Origin of the sequence: Pseudomonas fluorescens (genome assembly GCF_001648775.1) — a bacterium.
In the GTDB taxonomy this organism is placed as follows: Bacteria; Pseudomonadota; Gammaproteobacteria; order Pseudomonadales; family Pseudomonadaceae; genus Aquipseudomonas; species Aquipseudomonas fluorescens_M.
Genome location: NZ_LVEJ01000010.1, coordinates 76,766 through 97,924, shown reverse-complemented (window position 1 = coordinate 97,924; position 21,159 = coordinate 76,766). Strand labels below are relative to the sequence as shown.

The window sequence follows — 21,159 nt, the reverse complement described above, 5'->3', positions numbered from 1 at the left end:
GCGATGAAAAAGCAGGTTGTGTTGTACAAGAAACTCTCGCCAGCGTTGATGGCGCGTCTGCAGGAACACTGCGACGTGACACTGATCGACAGCCTCGACGCCGACGGCCTCATGCAACTGCGTGATGCCCTGCCCCGTGCTCACGGTTTGCTCGGCGCCAGCCTGAAGCTCGATGCTGCGTTGCTCGATCTGGCGCCGCAATTGGAGGCCATCGCCAGCGTCTCGGTGGGCGTCGACAACTACGACATCGATTACCTGAGCCGGCGCAAGATCCTGCTGAGCAACACCCCGGACGTGCTCACCGAAACCACCGCTGACACCGGTTTTGCGTTGATCCTCGCCGCCGCCCGGCGTGTGGTCGAGCTGGCGAACATGGTGCGCAGCGGCCAATGGAATCGCAACATCGGCCCGGCGCATTTCGGCACCGATGTGCATGGCAAGACGCTGGGCATCATCGGCATGGGCCGCATCGGCGAAGCGTTGGCCCAGCGTGGGCATTTCGGTTTTGGCATGCCGGTGATCTATCACAGCCAGTCACGCAAACCGGCGGTCGAGGCGCGGTTTGATGCGCAATATCGCAGCCTTGAGGATCTGCTCAAGCAGGCCGATTTCATTTGCCTGACCTTGCCACTGACGGCGCAAACGGAAGGTTTGATCGGTGCCGAGCAGTTTGCCTTGATGCGTCCGGAAAGCATTTTCATCAATATCTCGCGGGGCAAAGTGGTGGATGAAGCGGCGATGATCGAGGCGCTGCGTCATCAACGCATTCGTGCGGCGGGGCTGGATGTGTTCGAGCGTGAGCCGTTGCAGCATGACTCGCCGTTGTTGCAACTGAATAATGTGGTGGCGACGCCGCACATGGGCTCGGCGACGTATGAGACGCGCGAAGCGATGGCGCGCTGTGCGGTGGAGAATTTGCTCGCGGCGCTGGCTGGGGAAAAACCGGCGAATCTGGTGAATCCATCAGCCTGGCAGGGCTGAGTTAATCGGTGGCTGTAGTGCCGCCTTCGCGAGCAAGCTCGCTCCCACATTTGAAACGCATTCCCCTGTGGGAGCGAGCCTGCTCGCGAAGAGGCCGGAACAGGCAACACACAACCATCAGGCACTACGCGCCTGTAACAGCTGCGCCGCACACAGCGCAATCCGCGCACAGGCATCCGCCAGTTTCACCCGATCGACCACCAGACCAATCCGGATGTGCCCCGCCGCACTCGGCCCGAACGCTTCACCGGCCAGCACCGACACGCCATAACCTTCCAGCAACTGCTCGGCAAACGCCTGAGCGCCAAGGCCCGTCTGGCGCACATCAACCATCACGAACATGCCGCCATCGGGGCGAATCGGGTGCAGCCCCGGGCAACCGCGCAACCGTTCGCACACCAGATCGCGGCGCAAGCGATATTCCTCGCGCATGTGGGTCACTTCCGGCAGATCGGTTTCCAGCGCAATTTGCGCGGCTTTCTGCACAAAGTCCGGCAGACCAAACAGCATGCTCAACGACAGGTTGACCAGATGCTCGGCCAATGGCCGCGGCCCGATCATCCAGCCGATACGCCACCCTGTCATGGCGTGGGATTTCGACAGGCTGTTGATCGTCGCCGTGCGTACCGCCATGCCCGGCAAACTCGCCGGGCTGACATGCTCGCCTTCGTACAGCAAATCGCTGTAGACCTCGTCGCTGATCAGCCACAAGTCATGCCGTACGCACAACGCCGCCAGCTCCTGCCAGATCAGCAGCGACAGACTCGCGCCGGAGGGGTTATTCGGGCTGTTGAGTAACAGCGCACGGGTTTTAGCGGTGATCCGCGCGGCGACATCGGCGGGATCCACGCGAAAGCCGTTTTCCGGACGGACCGGCACCGGTACCACCGTCGCGCCGCACGCGCCGAACACACCTTCATAAGTGACGTACATCGGTTCGGCGACGATCACTTCGTCGCCCGGATCGAGCAAACACTGTGCGACCGAATACACCGCGCACTGCGCGCCGGGCATGACGATCACATCATCGGCATCGACAGCCTGACCACTGCGCCGACGATGCCGTTCGGCAATCAACTTGCGCAGCGCCAAACGACCGCGCACTTCGGAATAATGCGTATCGCCCGCCAGCAAACTGTCGATCGCGCCATGAATAATCGGCAGTGGCGTATCGAAATCCGGATCGCCGACACTCAACAGCAAGACATCGACACCTTCGGCGCGCAACTCCAGCGCTCGGTCATGAATCTGCCAGGCTGACGCCCCCTCTCCGGCGATTCGTTGGGTCAAGGCTGAATAGCGCATGTACGTCTCCTGATTGCGCGGTCTCCAGCCTTCACCGTATCTCAAATCACGAAACGCGCCACCATCGCGTTCAAATCCACCGCCAGGCGCGACAGTTCATGGGTCGCGGCGCTGGTCTGGTTCGCCCCGGCGGCCGATTGCGTGGCCAGATCGCGGATGTTGACCAGGTTGCGGTCGACTTCACGCGAGACCTGCGCCTGCTCTTCCGAGGCGCTGGCGATGACCAGGTTGCGCTCGTTGATCTGATGGATCGACTGGGTGATCTGCTCCAGCGCCACGCCGGCCGCTCGGGCCATTTCCAGGGTCGACTGGGTGCGCTGGTTGCTTTGCTGCATCGACGAAACCGCTTCACCGGTGCCGTTCTGGATGCCGGCGACCATTTTTTCGATTTCCTGGGTCGACTGCGCGGTGCGGTGGGCCAAGGCGCGCACCTCGTCCGCGACCACGGCGAAGCCGCGTCCAGCTTCACCCGCACGTGCCGCTTCGATGGCGGCGTTAAGCGCCAGCAGGTTGGTCTGTTCGGCGATGGCGCGGATCACGTCGAGCACTTTGCCGATGTCGCGGCCCTGCGCGGCGAGGCCTTCGATCATTTGCGCAGTGTTCTGCACGTCGTGGGTCATGGTCTGGATCGCGTCGACGGTTTTCACCACTTGATCGCGACCTTCGCGGGCGGCGTGGGTCGACTGGTTCGAGGCTTCAGAGGTCGACACGGCATTGCGCGCGACTTCTTCCACAGCGGCGGTCATCTCGTTGACGGCGGTGGCGGCTTGTTCGATTTCGTTGTTCTGTTGTTGCAAGCCACGGGACGCCTCTTCGGTGACCGCGCTGAGCTCTTCAGCGGCGGCGCCCAGTTGCGTGGCAGAACCGGCGATCTGTTCGATGGTTTTGCGCAGGTTGGTCTGCATCGCGGCCAGTGCTTCGAGCAGGCGCGCCGGTTCGTCCTTGCCATCGACTTCGATGTTTTTGGTGAGGTTGCCACTGGCGATGGTTTGCGCGGCCTGCACGGCGCGGTTCAACGGTGTGACAATGCTGCGGGTCAACAGCAAGGCGAGCAACACCGTGGCCAGTGCGGCAAACACCGAAACGATGATGATGCCGGTAATGGCGCTGTCGTAATGTTCGCCGGCCTGACTGGAAGCGACTTTCGCGTCAGCGGCGTTGATCGCGATGAGTTTGTTGAGCTGTTCGCCCATCTGGTCGGTGCCGTCCTTGATCCGCGTGTTGATCAGGGTACGCATCTCATCGACTTTGTCCTGGCGCGACAGCTCCATCATCTGGTTTTGCGCTTGCAGGTAGTTATCGAGCGTTGCTGCGAAAGCCCGATATTGTGCGGTCTCTTCGTCGCCAGCCGGCAGCGCGGCGTAGCTGGCCTGGGCACTGCGGACCTTGTCCACCAGCACGCCGATGCGCGTCTGGGCTTCTTGCAAACCTGCCGGATCACGGTTGACCAGAATACGGAACGACAGAATGCGCAGGCGCAGGACGTTTTCTGTCACGACACCGAGATAGCCGACGCTGGGCAGTTGATTCGTCGCCATGTCAATGGACGCCTGGCGGATGGTGGTCATGCGGTTGACGGCGAACACGCCGAGCACGATCACCAACAAGGCGATAAAGGCAAAACCGAGGAAGGCACGCGGCGCGATATTCAGGTTACGCAAGGACATAGTTGGACTCTCGGAAGATAGAAACTACCAGCGTCCATGCCGTGATCACTGGCCCGGAGGGCGGGCTTCAGTCCGGCGTCACTGTTTTAGGAGATTTTGTGCGCGCCTGATCCTTGTATCGGCCAGGCTTTAGGAAGATTGCGGGTCAAGAGCAATTATTTTTCAGGGTGTTACAAGATTGAAACACCCTGTGAGTCAGATTCAAACGTTGTGTTTGGCCATTTGCCAGACGCGGGCGATGTCGGTGGCGCGTTCACGCAACAGGCGCGGTGCTTCGGCGCAGGCCTGCGCCAGCGTCATCGGGCCGCTGGTGACGGCAAAAGCCGCGTCGATGCCGTGCTCGTAAAGTGCCTGATAACCCTCGCCCAATGTCCCGGCGATAACGATTACGGGCACTGCGTGCCGTTTGGCAATCCGCGCGACACCGAACGGCGTCTTGCCGCGCAGGGTTTGCGCATCGAATCGCCCTTCTCCGGTAATCACCAGGTCCGCGCCGTTGACGGCTTCAGCAAGGCCGACCAGTTCGGCGACCACCTCAACCCCGGCTTGAAATTGCGCGCCAAGGAAAGCCTTGGCGGCAAACCCCAGACCACCTGCCGCGCCGCTGCCCGGCTCATCGCGCACATCTTTATCCAACGCCTGCGCGCACAATTGGGCGAAGTGCCCCAAGGCCTGATCGAGTTGCTGCACTTGCGCCGGTGAGGCACCTTTCTGCGGGCCGAAAATCACTGAAGCGCCGTGCGGACCGCAGAGTGGGTTATTCACGTCCGCCGCAATATCGAAGCGCACGTGCGCCAGTCGCGGATCGAGTTCGCTCAGATCGACACGCGCCAGTTGCGCCAATGCCAAGCCGCCGGGCACCAGCGTCTGCCCCTGCGCATCGAGCAATTTCACGCCCAAGGCCTGCACCGCTCCGGCGCCGCCGTCGTTGGTCGCGCTGCCGCCAATGGCCAGAATCACCCGCTGCGCGCCGGCGTCCAGCGCGGCACGAACCAGTTCGCCGGTGCCGAAAGTGCTGCTGATGCAGGCATCGCGTTGGCCAAGCGGCACCAATTGCAAACCGCTGGCCTCGGCCATTTCGATGATCGCTGTGTGGTTGTGCGGCAGCCAGCCCCACGCAGCGTCGACCGGCGCGCCCAACGGGCCACGTACGCGGGTACGGCGCAGTTCGCCTTCACAGGCGGCGAGAATCGACTCGACCGTGCCTTCGCCGCCGTCGGCCATCGGGCATTTGACCAGTGTCGCGTGCGGCCAGACCTGCGCCAGGCCCAACGCAATGGCCTCGGCGACGCCTTGGGCACTCAGGCTGTCCTTGAACGAATCGGGGGCGATGACGATCTTCATGCGAATTCTCCAGTTGCAATGCCCCTCATGCTGCCAGTCGGCTTGCGCATTGACGCCTGTCCGCTGCACAAGCGGCGTGGGCGTTTATTGTTCATTTCCACAAAAGGATTGTTATTGAAGGCGCTGACGCCTTCGCGAGCAAGCTCGCTCCCACATTTGAAATGCGTTCCCCTGTGGGAGCGAGCTTGCTCGCGAAGGCTTCCTTATAGGCGCCCAATCAATTCGGATCTGTCTGTGGCAGCAGTTGCACCCCAAGATAAAGCGCCAACATCCCATCGAGCCGCAATGGATCGACCCCGCTCAACTCGGCGATCCGCTCCATCCGATAACGCAGACTGTTGCGATGAATCCCCAAGGCATCGGCACACGCCTGGCTCTGCCCGTCGTGTTCGCACCAACTGCGCAGTGTCGCCAGCAACTGGCCGTTGGCGTCCTTGGCGATGACCTTGCGCAACGGTTTGAGCAGTTCATCCAGCGCATCATCATTGCGATGCCGCCACAACATGACCGGCAAGCGATAACGATGCAGCGTCAGCAGCCGTGAATGCGGCAACACTTCACGGCCATAGGCGAGCAAATCGCCGACGCGTCGATAACAACGACGCAACCCGGTCAGTCCATCCGCCTGGCCACCGACGGCAATACGCAAAATGTTCCAGCCCAGCCCATCGAGTTTTTCCAGCAGGCGATCATGCTCGACGTTGTGACTCGCCGGACGACACCACAGCAGTGACGATTTGGCCGAACTCACGCACCAGCTATCGGGATAACGCGACATCAACCAGGCACTCAGCGCCTCCACCGTTTGCCCCGGCCCATGCTCCAGACCCAGTTCGAACAGATACGGCACCCGCGTCAATTGCGGTTTGAGCCCGAGTTGCTGCGCCTCATCAACCAGGCGCGGCGAATCCCCCGCCTCGCTCAGCAGCAGCGCCAGCAGATCATCACAACGCTGCCGCCGCCATTGCTGCTCGGCCTGCTGGTTACGCTGACCGACGAGCATTTCGGCGGTCATGCGCACCAACTGCGCGTAGGTGCGCAATTGCTCCGGCTCACCGGTAATGCCAAGCACGCCGATCAAGCGCTGATCGAGCAACAGCGGCAAATTGATGCCCGGCTGCACCCCCTTCAAATGCACTGCGGTTTGCGCATCGATCTCCACCACCCGACCGTTGGCCAACACCAGTTGCGCGCCTTCGTGACGGGTGTTGATGCGCTCCGGCTCGCCACTGCCGAGGATCAGCCCCTGGCTGTCCATGACGTTGACGTTGTAGGGCAAAATGGCCATGGCCCGGTCGACGATGTCCTGGGCGAGGTCGTGATCGAGTTCGAACATAAGCGCTGGAATCCTTGAAAACAGGCACGGACAAGTTGTTCACCCGCACAGGGTCTGACGGCAAACCCTGTGCTCAGGCACAAAGACAATCCGGCCAAAGGTGACCGAGACTCTCAGGGCGATCAACGTTACCCTTTGCATCGCAAAAAATCATAATAAAGAGAGAGCCGCTATGTCGCACAGCGCCGCAGCTACCCAGACCATCGAAGACGATAAAAACGCCGTCTACAAACGCATCACCCTGCGTTTGATCCCCTTCATTTTCATCTGCTACTTGTTCAACTACCTCGACCGGGTCAACGTTGGATTTGCCAAACTGCAGATGCTCGACGCCCTGAAATTCAGCGAAACCGTGTACGGCCTCGGCGCCGGGATTTTCTTCATTGGCTACGTGCTGTGCGGCGTGCCGAGCAACCTGGCGTTGACCAAATTCGGTCCACGGCGCTGGATTGCAGTGATGATGATCACCTGGGGCACGCTGTCGACCTGCCTGTTGTTCGTCACCACACCCACCGAGTTCTACACCCTGCGTTTGTTTACCGGCGCGGCCGAAGCCGGGTTTTTCCCGGGCGTCGTGTTGTACCTCTCGCAGTGGTTCCCGACCTTCCGCCGTGGGCGGATCATGGCGCTGTTCATGTCGGCGATCCCGGTGTCCGGTTTGCTTGGCAGCCCGTTCTCTGGCTGGATTCTCAATCACTTCGCCGCAGGGCAAGGTGGTTTGGACGGCTGGCAGTGGATGTTTCTGCTGCAAGGCATTCCGACGGTGATCCTCGGCGCCCTTGCCTATTTCCTCCTGAGCGACAGCTTCGCCAACGCCAAGTGGCTGACGCCGCATGAGCGCGCGGTGCTTGAGGCCGATCAGGCCGAAGACCTGGCGAACAAGCCGAAAACCACCTCCGATTCGTTGTTGGCGGTGTTCAAGAACCCGGCGATCTGGGCGTTCGGCCTGATCTATTTCTGCATTCAGAGCGGCGTGTACGCGATCAACTTCTGGCTGCCGTCGATCATCAAGAACCTCGGTTTCAGCGATAACCTGGTGATCGGCTGGCTGAGTGCGATTCCGTATCTGCTGGCGGCGGTGTTCATGCTGGTGGTCGGGCGTTCGGCGGACTTGCGTAAAGAACGTCGCTGGCACTTGGTGGTGCCTATGCTGATGGGCGCGATCGGTCTGGTGATTGCGGTGAATTTCGCCGCTAACCCGGCGATTGCGATTCTGGGTCTGACCATTGCCACCATGGGCGCGCTGACCGGCCTGCCGATGTTCTGGCCGGTGCCGACCGCGATGTTGAGCGCGGGCGCTGCGGCCGGTGGCCTGGCGTTGATCAACTCGATGGGGCAGATGGCTGGCTTCCTCAGCCCGTATCTGGTGGGTTGGGTCAAGGACAGCACGGGGTCGACCGATGCGGCGTTGTATCTGTTGGCGGGTGTGATTGTGGGCGGGAGTCTGCTCGCGTTGCGCATGACGCGGACGTTGCGCGCTTGAGGTTTTGATGCGAGGAAGAACGGCCCTTTTCAGGGCCGTTTTTTATTGGGGGTTCGGCTTGGGGTTTGTGGTGTTCGGTAGATCTGTTCCCCCTCACCCCAGCCCTCTCCCCCAGGGGGGCGAGGGGGGAAAGGGAGCCGATTGCCGTGCTTTTCAAGATTTGAGTTCGACTCGGGAGAAGCGAGCCGATTTTGGTGCTTTTCAAGGCCTGAGTTCGACTCGGTAGTGCACGTCGGCGTAACTCGCTCAAACACCACGGTCGGTCCCCTCTCCCCCAGGGGGGCGAGGGGGGAAAGGGAGCCGATTGCCGTGCTTTTCAAGATTTGAGTTCGACCGGGAGAAGGGAGCCGATTTTGGTGCTTTTCAAGGCCTGAGTTCGACTCGGTAGTGCACGTCGGCGTAACTCGCTCAAACACCACGGTCGGTCCCCTCTCCCTCTGGGAGAGGGTTAGGGTGAGGGGCTTCTAAAGCACTGTCCTGCAAGGTCTGACCGTCAGCGGTATTGAAGGCCAGATGATCGAATGTCCAGGTCATACGTATCCCCCTCGATTGTTGATTGATTGCAGTGTCAACCCTTGCCAATCACAGAAAAATCCCGCAAAAACGCAAAGATCTTTAAAGGATTTTTAGCAATGAGCTCGATTCTCGATCTGGAGATCTTCGTCCGTGTCGCCGATTCCGGCAGCATTTCCGCTGCCGCGCGGGCACTCGAACTGACGCCGGCCGCCGCCAGCATTGCCCTGAAACGCCTGGAAACCCGTCTCGGCATTCGCTTGTTCGCGCGTTCCACACGCAGCATGCGTCTGACGGAAGAAGGTCGGCAATACCTCGAGAGCGTGCGTCTGGCGCTGGCGGCACTGGCCGAAGGCGAGCTGGCGCTGAAGCGGCAGAGCGAGGGCCTCAGCGGCGTGCTGCAATTGGCGGCGCCCTCCGACTTCGGGCGCAACGTGTTGCTGCCGTGGCTGGACGACTTCAAGCGCGAGCACCCGCATATTCAGCTGCAATTGCTACTCAACGACCGGCATGCCGATTTGTTCCGCGAGACCGTTGACGTCGCGCTGCGCTTCGGCGTGCCGAGCGATTCGACACTGGTGGCGTTGCCGATTCTGCCGCAGCACCGGCGTGTCGCCTGCGCCAGCCCTGACTATCTGGCACAACATGGCACCCCGCAACATCCCGGCGAATTGAGCGAGCACAGCGCCCTGCTCTATTTGCGTAATGGCCGGCCCTACAACACCTGGCGGTTCACGCGCGACGATGAAATCGTCGAAGTCGAAGTGCATGGCGACTACCTCAGCGACGACGGCGAAGTGGCCCGGCGCTGGGCGTTGGCCGGGCATGGCATCGCCTACAAAGCCTGGCTCGACGTCGCCCAGGACGTGCAGGCCGGACGCTTGCTGACGCTGTTCGATGACTGGCAGGGCGAAAGTGTGCCGTTCAATCTGCTTTGTCCGCATCGGGTGCAAGTGTCCGAACGGGTCAAGGTGTTGCAGGTATTTTTGCGCGAGCGTTGTGCGGCATTGCGCCGATAAATGACTTTGCCGCGTCACCTGCTTCTGGTATTTGATTAAGGCTTTCCCCGCGACAAAAAGGATATCGGCATGAGCTATCGCACACTGGGGCATTCGGGGTTGCAGGTGTCCACCCTCACCCTCGGCACGATGATGTTCGGCGAGCAGACCAGCGCAGAAGACTCGCTGCGCATCATCGACAAGGCCTGGGATCAGGGAATCAATTTCATCGACACCGCCGACGTCTATACGCAAGGCCGCTCGGAAGAGATCGTCGGCGAAGCGATCGCCCGGCATCGGCAGGAATGGGTGTTGGCGACCAAGGTCGGTTTCGGCCCGGTGGACGGCTTGCCGAACCGCAGCGGTTTGAGCCGTAAACATATCTTCAACGGCATCGAGGCCAGCCTGACCCGGCTCGGCACCGACTATCTCGACATCTATTACCTGCACCGCGAAGACCACAACACACCCCTGGAAGTGACCGTGTCGGCGATTGGCGATCTGATTCGTCAGGGCAAGATTCGCTACTGGGGTTTGTCGAACTATCGCGGCTGGCGGATTGCCGAGGTGATCCGCGTCGCCGACAACCTTGGCGTTGATCGCCCGGTGATCAGCCAGCCGCTGTACAACATCGTCAACCGCCAGGCCGAAACCGAGCAAATCACCGCCGCGCAAACCTACGGCCTCGGCGTAGTGCCTTACAGCCCGCTGGCGCGTGGTGTGCTCAGTGGCAAATACGCACCGGACATCAAACCGGACGCCAACAGCCGCGCCGGGCGCCAGGACAAACGCATTCTGGAAACCGAATGGCGGGTGGAATCCTTGCGCATCGCCCAGCAGATTCATCAGTACACCGAACAGCGCGGTGTCGGCATGGTTGAATTCGCGATTGCCTGGGTATTGAACAACCGCGCGGTCACCTCGGCGATTGTCGGGCCGCGCACTGAGGCGCAATGGGACGCTTACAGCAAGGCGCAGGCGGTGAAGATCAGCGCCGAGGACGAAGCGTTTATTGACTCGCTGGTGACGCCGGGGCATGCGTCGACACCGGGGTTCAACGATGTGAGCCATTTTGTGTCGGGGCGTAAACCGCATCAGGTTTAGGCTTTTCCCTAACCCCCAACAGCCGATACAATCGGCTGTTTTTGAATGAATCAAGCGCGATCCAACGGAAAAAGTGATCGATCGTCCGGAATTTGCCAGGGATTAGCACATGTCCAATCGCTCCGCCGAGCTCTCCCGGAAGCCACTGCGCGGGTTGCTGCTTAAACTCCTGGGCGACAAAAAAGATCTGCGCCTGCCCTCTTCGGCCATAGAGCCTGCAACAGTCGGCGATCGCCAACCCTCACTGGCCTACCGTGCGGACATTGACGGACTTCGCGCGATCGCGGTTCTGCTGGTGTTGATTTTCCACGGCGGTCTTGCGCTTTTCCCGTCCGGTTTTATCGGCGTCGATATCTTCTTCGTGATCTCGGGTTATCTGACTACCGCGATCATCATGAAGTCGCTTCACCAAGGCACGTTCACTTTCTCAGGGTTCTACACACGGCGGATCTGGCGATTACAACCGGCCGTTGTGGCATTACTGGTCGTCACATTGCTGGTCACGACGCTGCTGTATTTGCCCGATGACTACATCGACTTTCTCAAAAGCGAAAAGTACACCTCGTTAATCATCTCCAACCAGTACTTTTCCAAGGTGACCACGGGTTACGCCACACCCGACGCGGCAAGCCTGCCGCTGTTGCACACCTGGTCGCTGGCCATCGAATGGCAATGGTATCTGGCCCTGCCGCTGGGCCTCTGGTTGCTCCACCGCTACTTGGCGAAAAACGTTTTCAACATGGCTGTGTTCGGCTTGACCGTGGCGGCCATGGCACTCGCGTTGTACCTGTCCTACAACGTTCCTGATAAAAATTACTACTTCTTCACCGCGCGGATTTTTGAATTGATGATCGGCTCCTGTGCGGTGATCTTCAGCACGGGCACGTTCAGGCTCAGTCGTCTGAGTGCCTCTCTGGTCTGTGCGCTTTCGCTTGTGACGATTATCTATTGCGCGACCCGCGACGATATCTTGCCGGGCTTTCCGCAATACCACGCCATCGCCGTGTGCCTCGCCACTGCTGCGTTGCTGTTTCAGGGTATTGGCGATGCGAGCATCACCTCGAAGTTGCTGGCGTTCAAACCCCTGGTGTTTATCGGCACCCTCTCTTACTCCCTGTACTTGTGGCATTGGCCAATCCTCGCGGTGATGAGTTACATGGGCATCGCCCTCACCCCGCCAGTCACGATCGTTTACTTCGTCGCCACCTTCCTTACCGCCTGGCTTTCCTATGTGCTGATCGAAAACAAGTTCCGCAAGGCAAGACTTGGCTTTGGCAAAACGCTGGTAGTGCTGATGGTTGTGCCCGCTGTCGGCCTGTCGCTGCTGCACGCTGCCAGCGTCAGAAACGAAGGCTGGCCGAGCCGCTTCAATCAAGGTTACAGCGATGTGTTCAACGGCTTGAAAGCTGCTGTTCCGGGCACTCGGGAGGCATGTCTGGGGGTCAGCGATGGCGCCGATCCTGGCTGCCTGTCGGGCGCCGCGCAGGCTGCACCACAAATATTGCTGATGGGCGATTCGTTTTCCAATCACTACTGGGGCTTTGTTGAAACACTGGCCAAGGACGCCAATCTTGCCGTGCTCACACAGGGCTACCCGGCGTGCCTGGCCTTGCCCGGGATCTACCTCTACGACGAGAGTAAACACAAGAACGCATTGTTTGAAAAATGCCACAACGCCGCTAAACGCTATTACGAGATGATCGCCAAGAGGCATTTCAAGTACGTGATCGTCGGCCAGTTCTGGGAGGCCTATCTGAAGAATGACATCGTCACCCGACGCGATGACCCTCGCAGCGTGGAACTGTCGCAGCAACGCCTCGGCGTAGCGATCCGTAAAGCGTTGGATATCATTGTCGAATCCGGTGCGACGCCAGTGTTTCTGGAGAACACCCTGCCCATGCCACCGGGTATCAATACCTGTCTGCTGCAACAGGTGAAGTTGCGCGGGTTGATGGGCAGTGCCGAGCAAAGCAGTCTCTGCGCAACGGCGCCATGGTCCGGGGCCAAGGAGCCGGTGCTGGAAAAACTCTTCAATGACCTGAAAGCCGAATACCCCGGATTGATCGTCATTGACCCGAAAATCGTCCAGTGCAAAGACGCTGCGTGCATGACCAGCGTCGATGGTTTGCCGGTCTATCGTGACATTGGGCACATCACCGATTACGCCTCTTACAAGTTCGGCGAGATGTATATCAAGCGCTTCGGCAACCCCTTGCAGGTTGCACAATAAGGTTTCGAGCCGGGCCACACTGACTACGCTTGTTAACAGCAATGTGTGCGTGTGGAGAATATTGAGCATCTGGCCAATATTCAGCACAAAAACCACGTATCCTTCGCGCCCCGTTTGACCATCAACCCCGCGAGGACAGTTTGTCTAAAGGTATCGCTCTATCGGTTTCAGCCTCGGTGCTGTTTGCCGTCATGTATTACTACACCTCGTTGCTCACGCCGTTGAGTGGCGTGGAGATTTTCGGCTGGCGGATGCTGCTGACCGTGCCGTGCATGACCGTGTTCATGCTGGTGTCGGGCGAATGGCGGCGGGTGTTGGAACTGGTCCGGCTAATGACCGCGAAGCCGAAGCTGATCGGCGGGCTGATCGTCTCGGCCGCCCTGCTCGGCGTGCAACTGTGGCTGTTCATGTGGGCGCCGCTCAATGGCTACAGCCTTGATGTTTCGCTGGGATACTTCCTGCTGCCACTGGCGATGGTGCTGACCGGACGGATTGCCTACGGCGAAAGCCTCTCGTACCTGCAAAAAATTGCAGTGTTCTTCGCCAGTTTGGGCGTGCTCAATGAGCTGTATCAGGTCGGCGGTTTTTCCTGGGCGACGCTGGTGGTCGTGGTCGGTTATCCGCTGTACTTCGTGCTGCGCAAATACCTGAAGACCGACAACCTCGGCGGTTTGTGGGTCGACATGACCCTGATGCTGCCAGTGGCGTACTGGTTCGTGCAGGGCGGCGAGCAGGGTTTTGGCGTGTTCGATCAATACCCGGGGCTGATGTGGCTGATCCCGCTGCTCGGTTTGATCAGTGCATCGGCGCTGGTGGTGTACATCATTGCCAGCCGCTTGCTGCCGTTCAGTCTGTTTGGCTTGTTGAGTTATGTTGAGCCGGTGCTGCTGCTCGGTGTGGCGTTGCTGCTCGGTGAGAGCATCAAGTCCGGTGAATGGCTGACGTACATTCCGATCTGGCTGGCGGTTGTGGTGCTGGTCTTCGAAGGCTTTAAACACCTGATGCGCCAACGCCGCCCATAAGCGCAACACAAAACAAATGTGGGAGCCAGCCTGCTGGCGATTGCAATCTGTCAGTCAACATCAATGTTGAATCTGAAGACGCTATCGCCAGCAGGCTGGCTCCCACAGTTTTTAGCGGGGTAGCGGATTATTCGGTAGCGAGCACACCACGACGCACCTGATCACGCTCGATCGACTCGAACAGGGCCTTGAAGTTGCCTTCGCCGAAACCATCATCGCCTTTGCGCTGGATGAACTCGAAGAACACCGGGCCCATCAGGGTTTCCGAGAAGATCTGCAGTAGCAGACGCTTGTCGCCCTGCTCCGACGCGCCGTCGAGGAGGATGCCGCGCGATTGCAGCTGATCGACCGGCTCGCCGTGATTCGGCAGACGACCTTCGAGCATTTCGTAATAAGTGTCCGGCGGCGCGGTCATGAAGCGCATGCCGATCTTCTTCAACTGATCCCAGGTCTTGATCAGGTCGTCGGTGAGGAACGCAACGTGCTGGATGCCCTCGCCGTTGAACTGCATCAGGAACTCTTCGATCTGCCCGGCGCCCTTCGACGATTCTTCGTTCAACGGGATACGAATCATGCCGTCCGGTGCGGTCATCGCTTTCGAGGTCAGGCCGGTGTATTCGCCCTTGATGTCGAAGTAGCGGATTTCGCGGAAGTTGAACAGCTTCTCGTAGAAGTTCGCCCAGTAGGCCATGCGACCGCGATAGACGTTGTGGGTCAGGTGGTCGATGATTTTCAAACCGGCGCCCACCGGATTGCGATCAACGCCTTCGATAAACACGAAGTCGATGTCGTAGATCGAACTGCCTTCGCCAAAACGGTCGATCAGGTACAGCGGCGCACCGCCAATGCCTTTGATCGCCGGCAGGTTCAACTCCATCGGACCGGTTTCGATGTGGATCGGCTGAGCGCCGAGTTCCAGTGCGCGGTTGTAGGCTTTTTGCGAATCCTTGACGCGGAACGCCATGCCGCAAACGGACGGGCCGTGTTCAGCCGCGAAGTACGAAGCGACGCTGTTGGGTTCGTTGTTGAGAATCAGGTTGATCGCGCCCTGACGGTACAGGTGCACGTTCTTGGAGCGGTGGGTGGCGACTTTGGTGAAGCCCATGATCTCGAAGATCGGCTCCAGCGTGCCCGGCACCGGCGATGCGAGCTCGATGAATTCAAAGCCCATCAGGCCCATTGGGTTTTCGTATAAATCTGCCATGGTGACGCCTCATCATTTCTTATCAATTAACCAGGGTTATTTGTCAGTCATGCGAGGTGGGTGGGTGGCGCACAGGAGATGCCACGCACACTGCGGGCGAGGAAGTCACCGTAGATCAGTTGAAACCCGAATATCTTCATTGTCGACCCAAGGCTCTTGCGGGCGAGGCTTCTGCTGCCAGAAGACGATTATTATTGTATGCGTAACCCGATTCTACACAGCGTAAATAGGCCTGTCTGCTCTCTCTATAAAATCCGCTTTTTTACGCCCGGTGCAAAGGCTTTGTTGCACAGGTAAATGCCCGCGAGGATCAACACGCCGCCCACGCACATGGCCGGCGTGAGTTGTTCGCCAAGCAACGCGGCGCCGAGGATCACTGCGGTCAACGGGTTGAGCGCGATGAATACGCCGGAACGCGTCGCGCCAATCTGGCGAATGCCGCGATAGTAGCCAATGTAGGCCAGCGCCGAACCGAACACGCCGAGGTAGATCAGGCTCAGCCATTGTGGCGTGCCGAGATTGCACAGCACCGTCCAGCTCAACTCGCCACGCACTGCGGCCAGCGCCCACAGCATGACCGTCCCGAGCAAAATCGAATACGTCACGGTCTGCACCGGCCCCAGCGTTTGGTTGAGGTCTCGGGAACACAGCGAATACACACCCCAGCCGACGACACAGCCGAAAATCAACAGATCGCCGATCCACGCATCTGCGGTTGCGGCCAACAGTTGCGGGTTGCGACTGACGATCACCAGGCTTGCGCCAGCAATGCACGTGGCGATACCGAGCACTTTCAATCGCCCCAGACGCTCCTTGAACAGCAGCCATGAAGCGAGGCCGATCAGCGCCGGGTTCAATGCGACAATCAACGAAGCGCGCGACGCGTTGATGTACTGCAGTCCATAAAAGAAACACAGGTTGTAAAAGAAGATCCCGAACAACCCCAGCAGCGTCAGTTGCAGCCACTGGCGACGCGTCGGTCGTGCCAGAGGCATCCGCGCCACCCACAGAAAGCCGAGCAACGCGGCGCTTGCCAGCAAAAAACGCAGGCTCGCGGCGAACATCGGACTGAGGCTGCCCGCCAGAAAGCGCCCGGCGACAAACGTGCCGCCCCAGATCATGGTCACTGCGGCCAACGTTAGATAGACCGGCATGTCGGACGATTGCGCGTGGGTTTGTTGAACATTACGCATGACGCTTCCCAAGGAAATTGAATGGATGGCGTATCATTCATCTCATTCCTGATCATCGTAAAATGAGCATTCACTCATGACCCTGACGCAACTGGAGATTTTCTCGCTGGTGGCCGAATTGCGCGGTTTCACCCTCGCCGCCCATCGTCTGGGCATTTCGCAATCAGCGGTGTCGCATGCGCTGAAATCGCTGGAGCAGGAGTTGGGTATCGAATTGCTGCGCCGGCATCAATCGCCAGTGGAACTCAGCGATATCGGTGAACAGTTGCTGCTGCGCGCACGGGCGATGCTCGGGTTGGCCAACACCCTGCGCCAGGAGGCCGCCGATGCGCGGGGGATGAAACGCGGCACATTGCGCATTGGCTCATTCGGTCCAACATCTTCGATCAAGCTGCTGCCGACTATTCTGCGGCGCTATCGCGAAGCGCATCCCGGCATCGAAGTGCACATTGATGAAGGCCCGGACCGGCAAGTGATCCAGTGGCTGGAGGAGCGACGGATCGATATCGGGTTCGTGGTGCTTCCCCAAGAGCGCTTCGATACCTTTGCCTTGATCGAAGACCAAATGGTCGCCCTGCTCCCGGCTGATCATCCTTTGGCCGCACGCACGGCCGTCGGCCTGAATGACCTCTGTGACGACCCGTTCGTACTTACCGAGGCTGGCTCGTCGGAGCTGGTTTCGCGGCTGTTCAATGCCGCGCGATTGCAGCCGAATATTCGCTACCGCTGCTCGCAATTGCTCAGCACCCTCGACACGGTCAGCCGTGGCGATGCGATCACCGTTGTGGCTGAGGGGTCGTTGCCGGATACGGCACAGCACGGCTACGTCAAAGTGCCGCTGAATCCCGTCGTCCAGCGGCAGGTCGGTCTCGCGGTGCTCGATCAGCGCCAGGCATCACCGGCGGCATTGGCCTTTATTCAATTGGCCAGCGCAATGCATCAACGATGAGCGGCACAAGCGCTGTGCGCCATCTATCATCCGTTCTGGCTGATCTGTTTTTCGGCGGCGTGCCCTTGCCCGGCCTGCATTCGAGCGCCCCACTTTCTCGCGACAGGATGCGCCCATGCCGTTAACCGTCAGACCCCGCCGCAAACGCAGCACCCGCCTTTTCATCACGCTGCTCAGCGGCCTGCTGCCTGTGGTTTTGGGCAGTGTGATTCTGTACATGCAGGCTGAACGCACCTTGCAGCAAGGTTCGCAACAGACGGCAGAAGAGGCGTTGCGCCAATTTGACCTGATGCTCGACAACACGGCGCAGGCTGCCCGGGAATTACTGCCGCTGGCCGGGCAGACGTGCGAAAACGTCAAACTGGCCCTGCGCGAGCAAGTCACCCGCCGCCCGTTCGTGCGCTCGACCAATCTGGTGTGGGACGACAATCTTTATTGCAGTTCGTTATTCGGTGACTACAAGGAAGCCGTCAACGCCGGTGATTACGCCCAAGGCAAACTGTGGTTGATGAACGGCAATCCGGTGACGCCCAACACCGCATTGCTGGTTTATCGGCTGAGTGAGGGGCGCGGTGGCGCACTGACCACACTCGACGGCTATCACTTGAGCAATATTCTGCGCTTGATCGGTCGGCACACCCTGCTGTTACTGCAGGTCGGCAACAACTGGCTGTCGGCCGACGGCAAAGTCCATCAAGGCCACTTGCCGGCGCTGCCGGTGGCCCAGAGCATGCTCAATTCTTCGCACTATGCGTACAGCGTTGCCGCCGGTTTTCCCCAAGGCGAAACCTGGCGCTACATGGCTGATGAATATCCGCCGCTGTTCAGCCTGCTGATCTTTTTTGGCGTAGTGTCGGGTGCGATCGGGCATGTTTTGCAGAAACGCTCGACGTCGCCCAGCCATGAAATGCTGCGGGCGCTGGAGGCTGGCGAGTTTATTCCGTACTTCCAGCCAGTCGTGCACGGCGACAGCAAGAAATGGTCGGGCGCCGAAGTGCTGATGCGCTGGAACCACCCGAAAGAAGGACTGGTGCGCCCGGATCTGTTTATCCCGTTCGCCGAGCACTCAGGCTTGATCGTGCCGATGACCCGCGCCTTGATGCAGCAAACCGCCGCCCTGCTTGGGCCACAATCCGCCTCGTTCGCCACACCCTTCCACCTCGGCATCAACATCACGGCCAGCCATTGCCAGGACCTTGAGCTGGTCGACGATTGCCGCGAACTGCTGGCCGCGTTCGCACCCGGCAGCATCAATCTGATATTGGAGTTGACCGAGCGCGAGCTGATCGAACCCACCGACATCACTCGGCAGTTGTTTGAGCAACTGCATCAGTTGGGGGTGATGATCGCCATCGATGACTTCGGCACCGGGCATTCCAGCCTCGGCTACCTGCGCAAGTTCAATGTCGACTTCCTGAAAATCGACCAGAGTTTTGTCGCCATGATCGGCATCGACGCACTGTCGCGGCATATTCTCGACACCATTATCGAACTCTCGGCCAAACTCGATCTGGGTATTGTTGCCGAAGGTGTCGAAACCCAGGCGCAGGCCGATTATCTGACCGCACATAACGTCAACTTCCTGCAGGGTTATCTGTTCGGCAAACCGATGGCGGCGGCGGATTTCATCAGCGCATTAAGTCACCATTAACTAAATGCGGTCTGGCCGCGCCCTGCGACAAGGCGCACCAATTTGATACAAAAGACTGTGTTTGTTACATGGAGAAAAAGTCAGGATTTACTCTTGGCTCATTAACTACTACAATTTTTCATGCCTGTTGCAAGATTGGCAGGTGAGCCATTATCACCGAGTCGCTTCAAGGCTCTTGGCTTATAGCTTTGTTTGCGGTTGGTATCAGCCAAACACACTATTGGAGTAAAGATATTGTCCAGACTCGCTGAATTTCGTGCAGCTGAAAAGGCCCTTCAGGAACAGCTCAAGCAGCTGGAATCGCTGAAGAACGATGCCGGGCTCAAGAAAGAAATCGAATTCGAAGAAAAGCTCCAGGGGCTGATGAAAACCTACGGCAAAGGCCTGAAAGACATCATCGCCATCCTCGATCCGAACCCGGCAAAATCCGGTCTGCAACAGTCTGCAGCACCTAAAACCCGCCGCGCTCGCGTGGTCAAGGTTTACCAGAACCCGCACACCGGCGAACTGATTGAAACCAAAGGCGGCAACCACCGTGGCCTGAAAGCCTGGAAGGAACAGTACGGTGCAGCCACCGTTGATTCCTGGTTGCGCGGTTAATCCCACGCCAACAACAAAGCCCTGCATCATGCGGGGCTTTTTTATTGACAATATCTAACAAATGAAATGAATTTCATCACAAAGTTTGGTTTTCACCTGTAACGTTGGTGAGCCACGGCGCTAAACAATTTGATGCCTGGTGTTGCCGTCCGCGCCGAGCTTAAACTTTGTGCTTAATCCCTTCGGGTATCTAACCGCCCTTCGAATAGAACAGATGATTAAAGTTTCAGGCTGTTTCGTACCGCCACTATTTCTTCCGCGCTCGCCTTATAAACCTCGGCCTGACCGGCATACGAAAGAACATAAGCCTTATCCGCATCGACCGCCGCAACCAACGTTTGCGACAACACATGCCGACCGTTTTCGGTCACCGTGCAAGTCGTTTCCAGTGCCGACAAAGAACCCAGCGCAGCGGGATGCACCTTGTTGCAGACACTTTGATAGCCACCCTGGAAAAAGTCTTTCTGAACCGACTTGCGCATCTCCAGCAACACGCCCTGCAAATTGACCTGATGGCCCGCCTCGACCTGGGTCATGGTCAACTCCATGACCATCACCTGATTGCCATCGGCATCGTTCTTGACCGCCCGCTGGCGAAAAACCTGAGGCGCTGTGTCCGGGAGTACCTCAACCTCCCAACCTGCCGGCCACGTGATGCTTGGCTCGTTTGCTGAAACGCAAACGGCTACCAAAGAAAAACCAATTAAACCAAAGAGCCTTTTCAACAGTCGGATCATTGCCGGACGCACTCGCAGATTGAGCGGCAAAGTCTGAGCCCCGCCCGCGCGCAGGGCAAGCCTGCCTTTCATTTGGCGATGCCGGCGGGCATGCGTATCATTGCGCCCATTCACTCGCCCATAGTTATTGGAGGGCCCATGAGCCTGCACGAACTGAACACTTTCCCCGGCGTCACCGCCACGCCAGACAGCGCAACCCGCAACTTCGTCTTCAACCACACCATGCTGCGTGTGAAGGACATCACCAAGTCTCTGGACTTCTACACCCGCGTGCTGGGTTTTTCGCTGGTCGAGAAACGTGACTTCGCGGACGCCGAATTCAGCCTGTACTTCCTCGCACTGGTCGACAAAGCGCAGATCCCGGCCGACGCCGCTGCCCGCACCGAGTGGATGAAGTCGATTCCGGGCATTCTCGAACTGACCCATAACCACGGCACCGAAAATGATGCCGACTTCGCCTATCACAATGGCAACACTGATCCGCGTGGTTTTGGCCACATCTGCATTTCGGTGCCGGACATCGTGGCTGCGTGTGCACGCTTTGAAGAACTGGGCTGCGACTTCCAGAAGCGCTTGAGCGATGGCCGCATGAAGAGCCTGGCGTTCATCAAGGATCCGGACGGTTACTGGGTCGAGATCATTCAGCCTGCGCCACTGTAAAAGCTGAAAGGCCCCTCACCCTAACCCTCTCCCAGAGGGAGAGGGAACTGATTGGGGGACATTGGAGACTTACACCGACTTGATCGATTGGCGTTGAATCCATAATCGGCTGGATCTTTCAGGTCGACGGACAGCGCCAGACACCTCGGTCGGCTCCCTTTCCTTCGGGAGAGGGCTGGGGT

16 protein-coding genes and 2 pseudogenes are annotated in these 21,159 nt (G+C 59.0%); 10 read left to right on the top strand and 8 right to left on the bottom strand.

What is annotated here, in order from left to right; genetic code table 11:
* Positions 1–3 precede the first annotated feature (3 nt).
* Positions 4–981 (top strand): 2-hydroxyacid dehydrogenase, encoded by a 978-nt coding sequence (locus A8O26_RS10675; RefSeq protein WP_064117953.1) that lies wholly within the window; start codon positions 4–6, stop codon positions 979–981.
* 117 nt (positions 982–1,098) lie between these two features.
* Here A8O26_RS10675 and A8O26_RS10670 read toward each other — a convergent pair whose 3' ends face one another.
* The 5 genes and pseudogenes from A8O26_RS10670 to A8O26_RS10655 form a co-directional block, all read right to left on the bottom strand.
* A complete protein-coding gene (locus tag A8O26_RS10670; RefSeq protein ID WP_064117952.1) occupies positions 1,099–2,286 on the bottom strand; it encodes a pyridoxal phosphate-dependent aminotransferase in 1,188 nt (395 codons plus the stop codon).
* 41 nt (positions 2,287–2,327) lie between these two features.
* Positions 2,328–2,924 (bottom strand): annotated as a pseudogene (locus tag A8O26_RS30590) (methyl-accepting chemotaxis protein); the annotation flags it as partial.
* A 309-nt stretch (positions 2,925–3,233) separates the two neighbouring features.
* Positions 3,234–3,953, bottom strand: a pseudogene (locus A8O26_RS30585) (MCP four helix bundle domain-containing protein); the annotation flags it as partial.
* A 201-nt stretch (positions 3,954–4,154) separates the two neighbouring features.
* A complete protein-coding gene (locus tag A8O26_RS10660) occupies positions 4,155–5,297 on the bottom strand; it encodes a glycerate kinase (RefSeq protein ID WP_064117950.1) in 1,143 nt (380 codons plus the stop codon).
* 217 nt (positions 5,298–5,514) lie between these two features.
* Positions 5,515–6,633, bottom strand: a complete 1,119-nt coding sequence (locus tag A8O26_RS10655) for a sugar diacid recognition domain-containing protein (protein WP_064117949.1) — start codon at positions 6,631–6,633, stop codon at positions 5,515–5,517.
* A 172-nt stretch (positions 6,634–6,805) separates the two neighbouring features.
* On the opposite strand from A8O26_RS10655, the gene A8O26_RS10650 reads away from it, so the two are divergent.
* From A8O26_RS10650 to rarD, 5 genes are all read left to right on the top strand, one after another.
* Positions 6,806–8,116 (top strand): MFS transporter, encoded by a 1,311-nt coding sequence (locus A8O26_RS10650; protein WP_064117948.1) that lies wholly within the window; start codon positions 6,806–6,808, stop codon positions 8,114–8,116.
* A 632-nt stretch (positions 8,117–8,748) separates the two neighbouring features.
* Positions 8,749–9,648 carry a LysR family transcriptional regulator gene (locus tag A8O26_RS10645; protein ID WP_064117947.1) on the top strand — a complete coding sequence of 300 codons (900 nt, stop codon included), beginning with the start codon at positions 8,749–8,751 and terminating at the stop codon, positions 9,646–9,648.
* 69 nt (positions 9,649–9,717) lie between these two features.
* On the top strand, positions 9,718–10,731 hold the full coding sequence (locus A8O26_RS10640) for an aldo/keto reductase (RefSeq protein WP_064117946.1): 1,014 nt from the start codon (positions 9,718–9,720) through the stop codon (positions 10,729–10,731).
* A 109-nt stretch (positions 10,732–10,840) separates the two neighbouring features.
* The gene (locus A8O26_RS10635; protein WP_081265174.1) at positions 10,841–12,961 is read left to right on the top strand and encodes an acyltransferase family protein; all 2,121 of its coding nucleotides are present in this window, start codon (positions 10,841–10,843) and stop codon (positions 12,959–12,961) included.
* Between the two features lie 140 nt (positions 12,962–13,101).
* A complete protein-coding gene (gene rarD / locus A8O26_RS10630) occupies positions 13,102–13,983 on the top strand; it encodes an EamA family transporter RarD (RefSeq protein ID WP_064117945.1) in 882 nt (293 codons plus the stop codon).
* 127 nt (positions 13,984–14,110) lie between these two features.
* Here the strand turns inward: rarD and hppD are convergent, their stop codons facing one another.
* On the bottom strand, positions 14,111–15,187 hold the full coding sequence (hppD, locus tag A8O26_RS10625; protein WP_007912211.1) for a 4-hydroxyphenylpyruvate dioxygenase: 1,077 nt from the start codon (positions 15,185–15,187) through the stop codon (positions 14,111–14,113).
* 245 nt (positions 15,188–15,432) lie between these two features.
* Complete coding sequence (locus A8O26_RS10620; RefSeq protein ID WP_064117944.1) at positions 15,433–16,380, bottom strand: DMT family transporter; 948 nt, start codon at positions 16,378–16,380, stop codon at positions 15,433–15,435.
* Between the two features lie 76 nt (positions 16,381–16,456).
* Between A8O26_RS10620 and A8O26_RS10615 the strand changes: the two genes are divergently transcribed.
* From A8O26_RS10615 to A8O26_RS10605, 3 genes are all read left to right on the top strand, one after another.
* A complete protein-coding gene (locus tag A8O26_RS10615; protein WP_064117943.1) occupies positions 16,457–17,329 on the top strand; it encodes a LysR family transcriptional regulator in 873 nt (290 codons plus the stop codon).
* 115 nt (positions 17,330–17,444) lie between these two features.
* Positions 17,445–18,980, top strand: coding sequence for an EAL domain-containing protein (locus A8O26_RS10610; protein ID WP_064117942.1), 1,536 nt, complete (start codon positions 17,445–17,447; stop codon positions 18,978–18,980).
* Between the two features lie 234 nt (positions 18,981–19,214).
* Entirely contained in the window at positions 19,215–19,580 is a 366-nt protein-coding gene (locus A8O26_RS10605; protein ID WP_016774912.1) for a histone-like nucleoid-structuring protein, MvaT/MvaU family, read from the top strand.
* A 218-nt stretch (positions 19,581–19,798) separates the two neighbouring features.
* Here the strand turns inward: A8O26_RS10605 and A8O26_RS10600 are convergent, their stop codons facing one another.
* Entirely contained in the window at positions 19,799–20,317 is a 519-nt protein-coding gene (locus A8O26_RS10600; RefSeq protein ID WP_064118358.1) for a DUF4946 domain-containing protein, read from the bottom strand.
* Positions 20,318–20,455: 138 nt separating this feature from the next.
* Here A8O26_RS10600 and gloA point away from each other — a divergent pair, with 138 nt between their 5' ends.
* Positions 20,456–20,977 (top strand): lactoylglutathione lyase, encoded by a 522-nt coding sequence (gloA, locus tag A8O26_RS10595; protein WP_064117941.1) that lies wholly within the window; start codon positions 20,456–20,458, stop codon positions 20,975–20,977.
* The last annotated feature ends 182 nt before the right edge of the window (positions 20,978–21,159 follow it).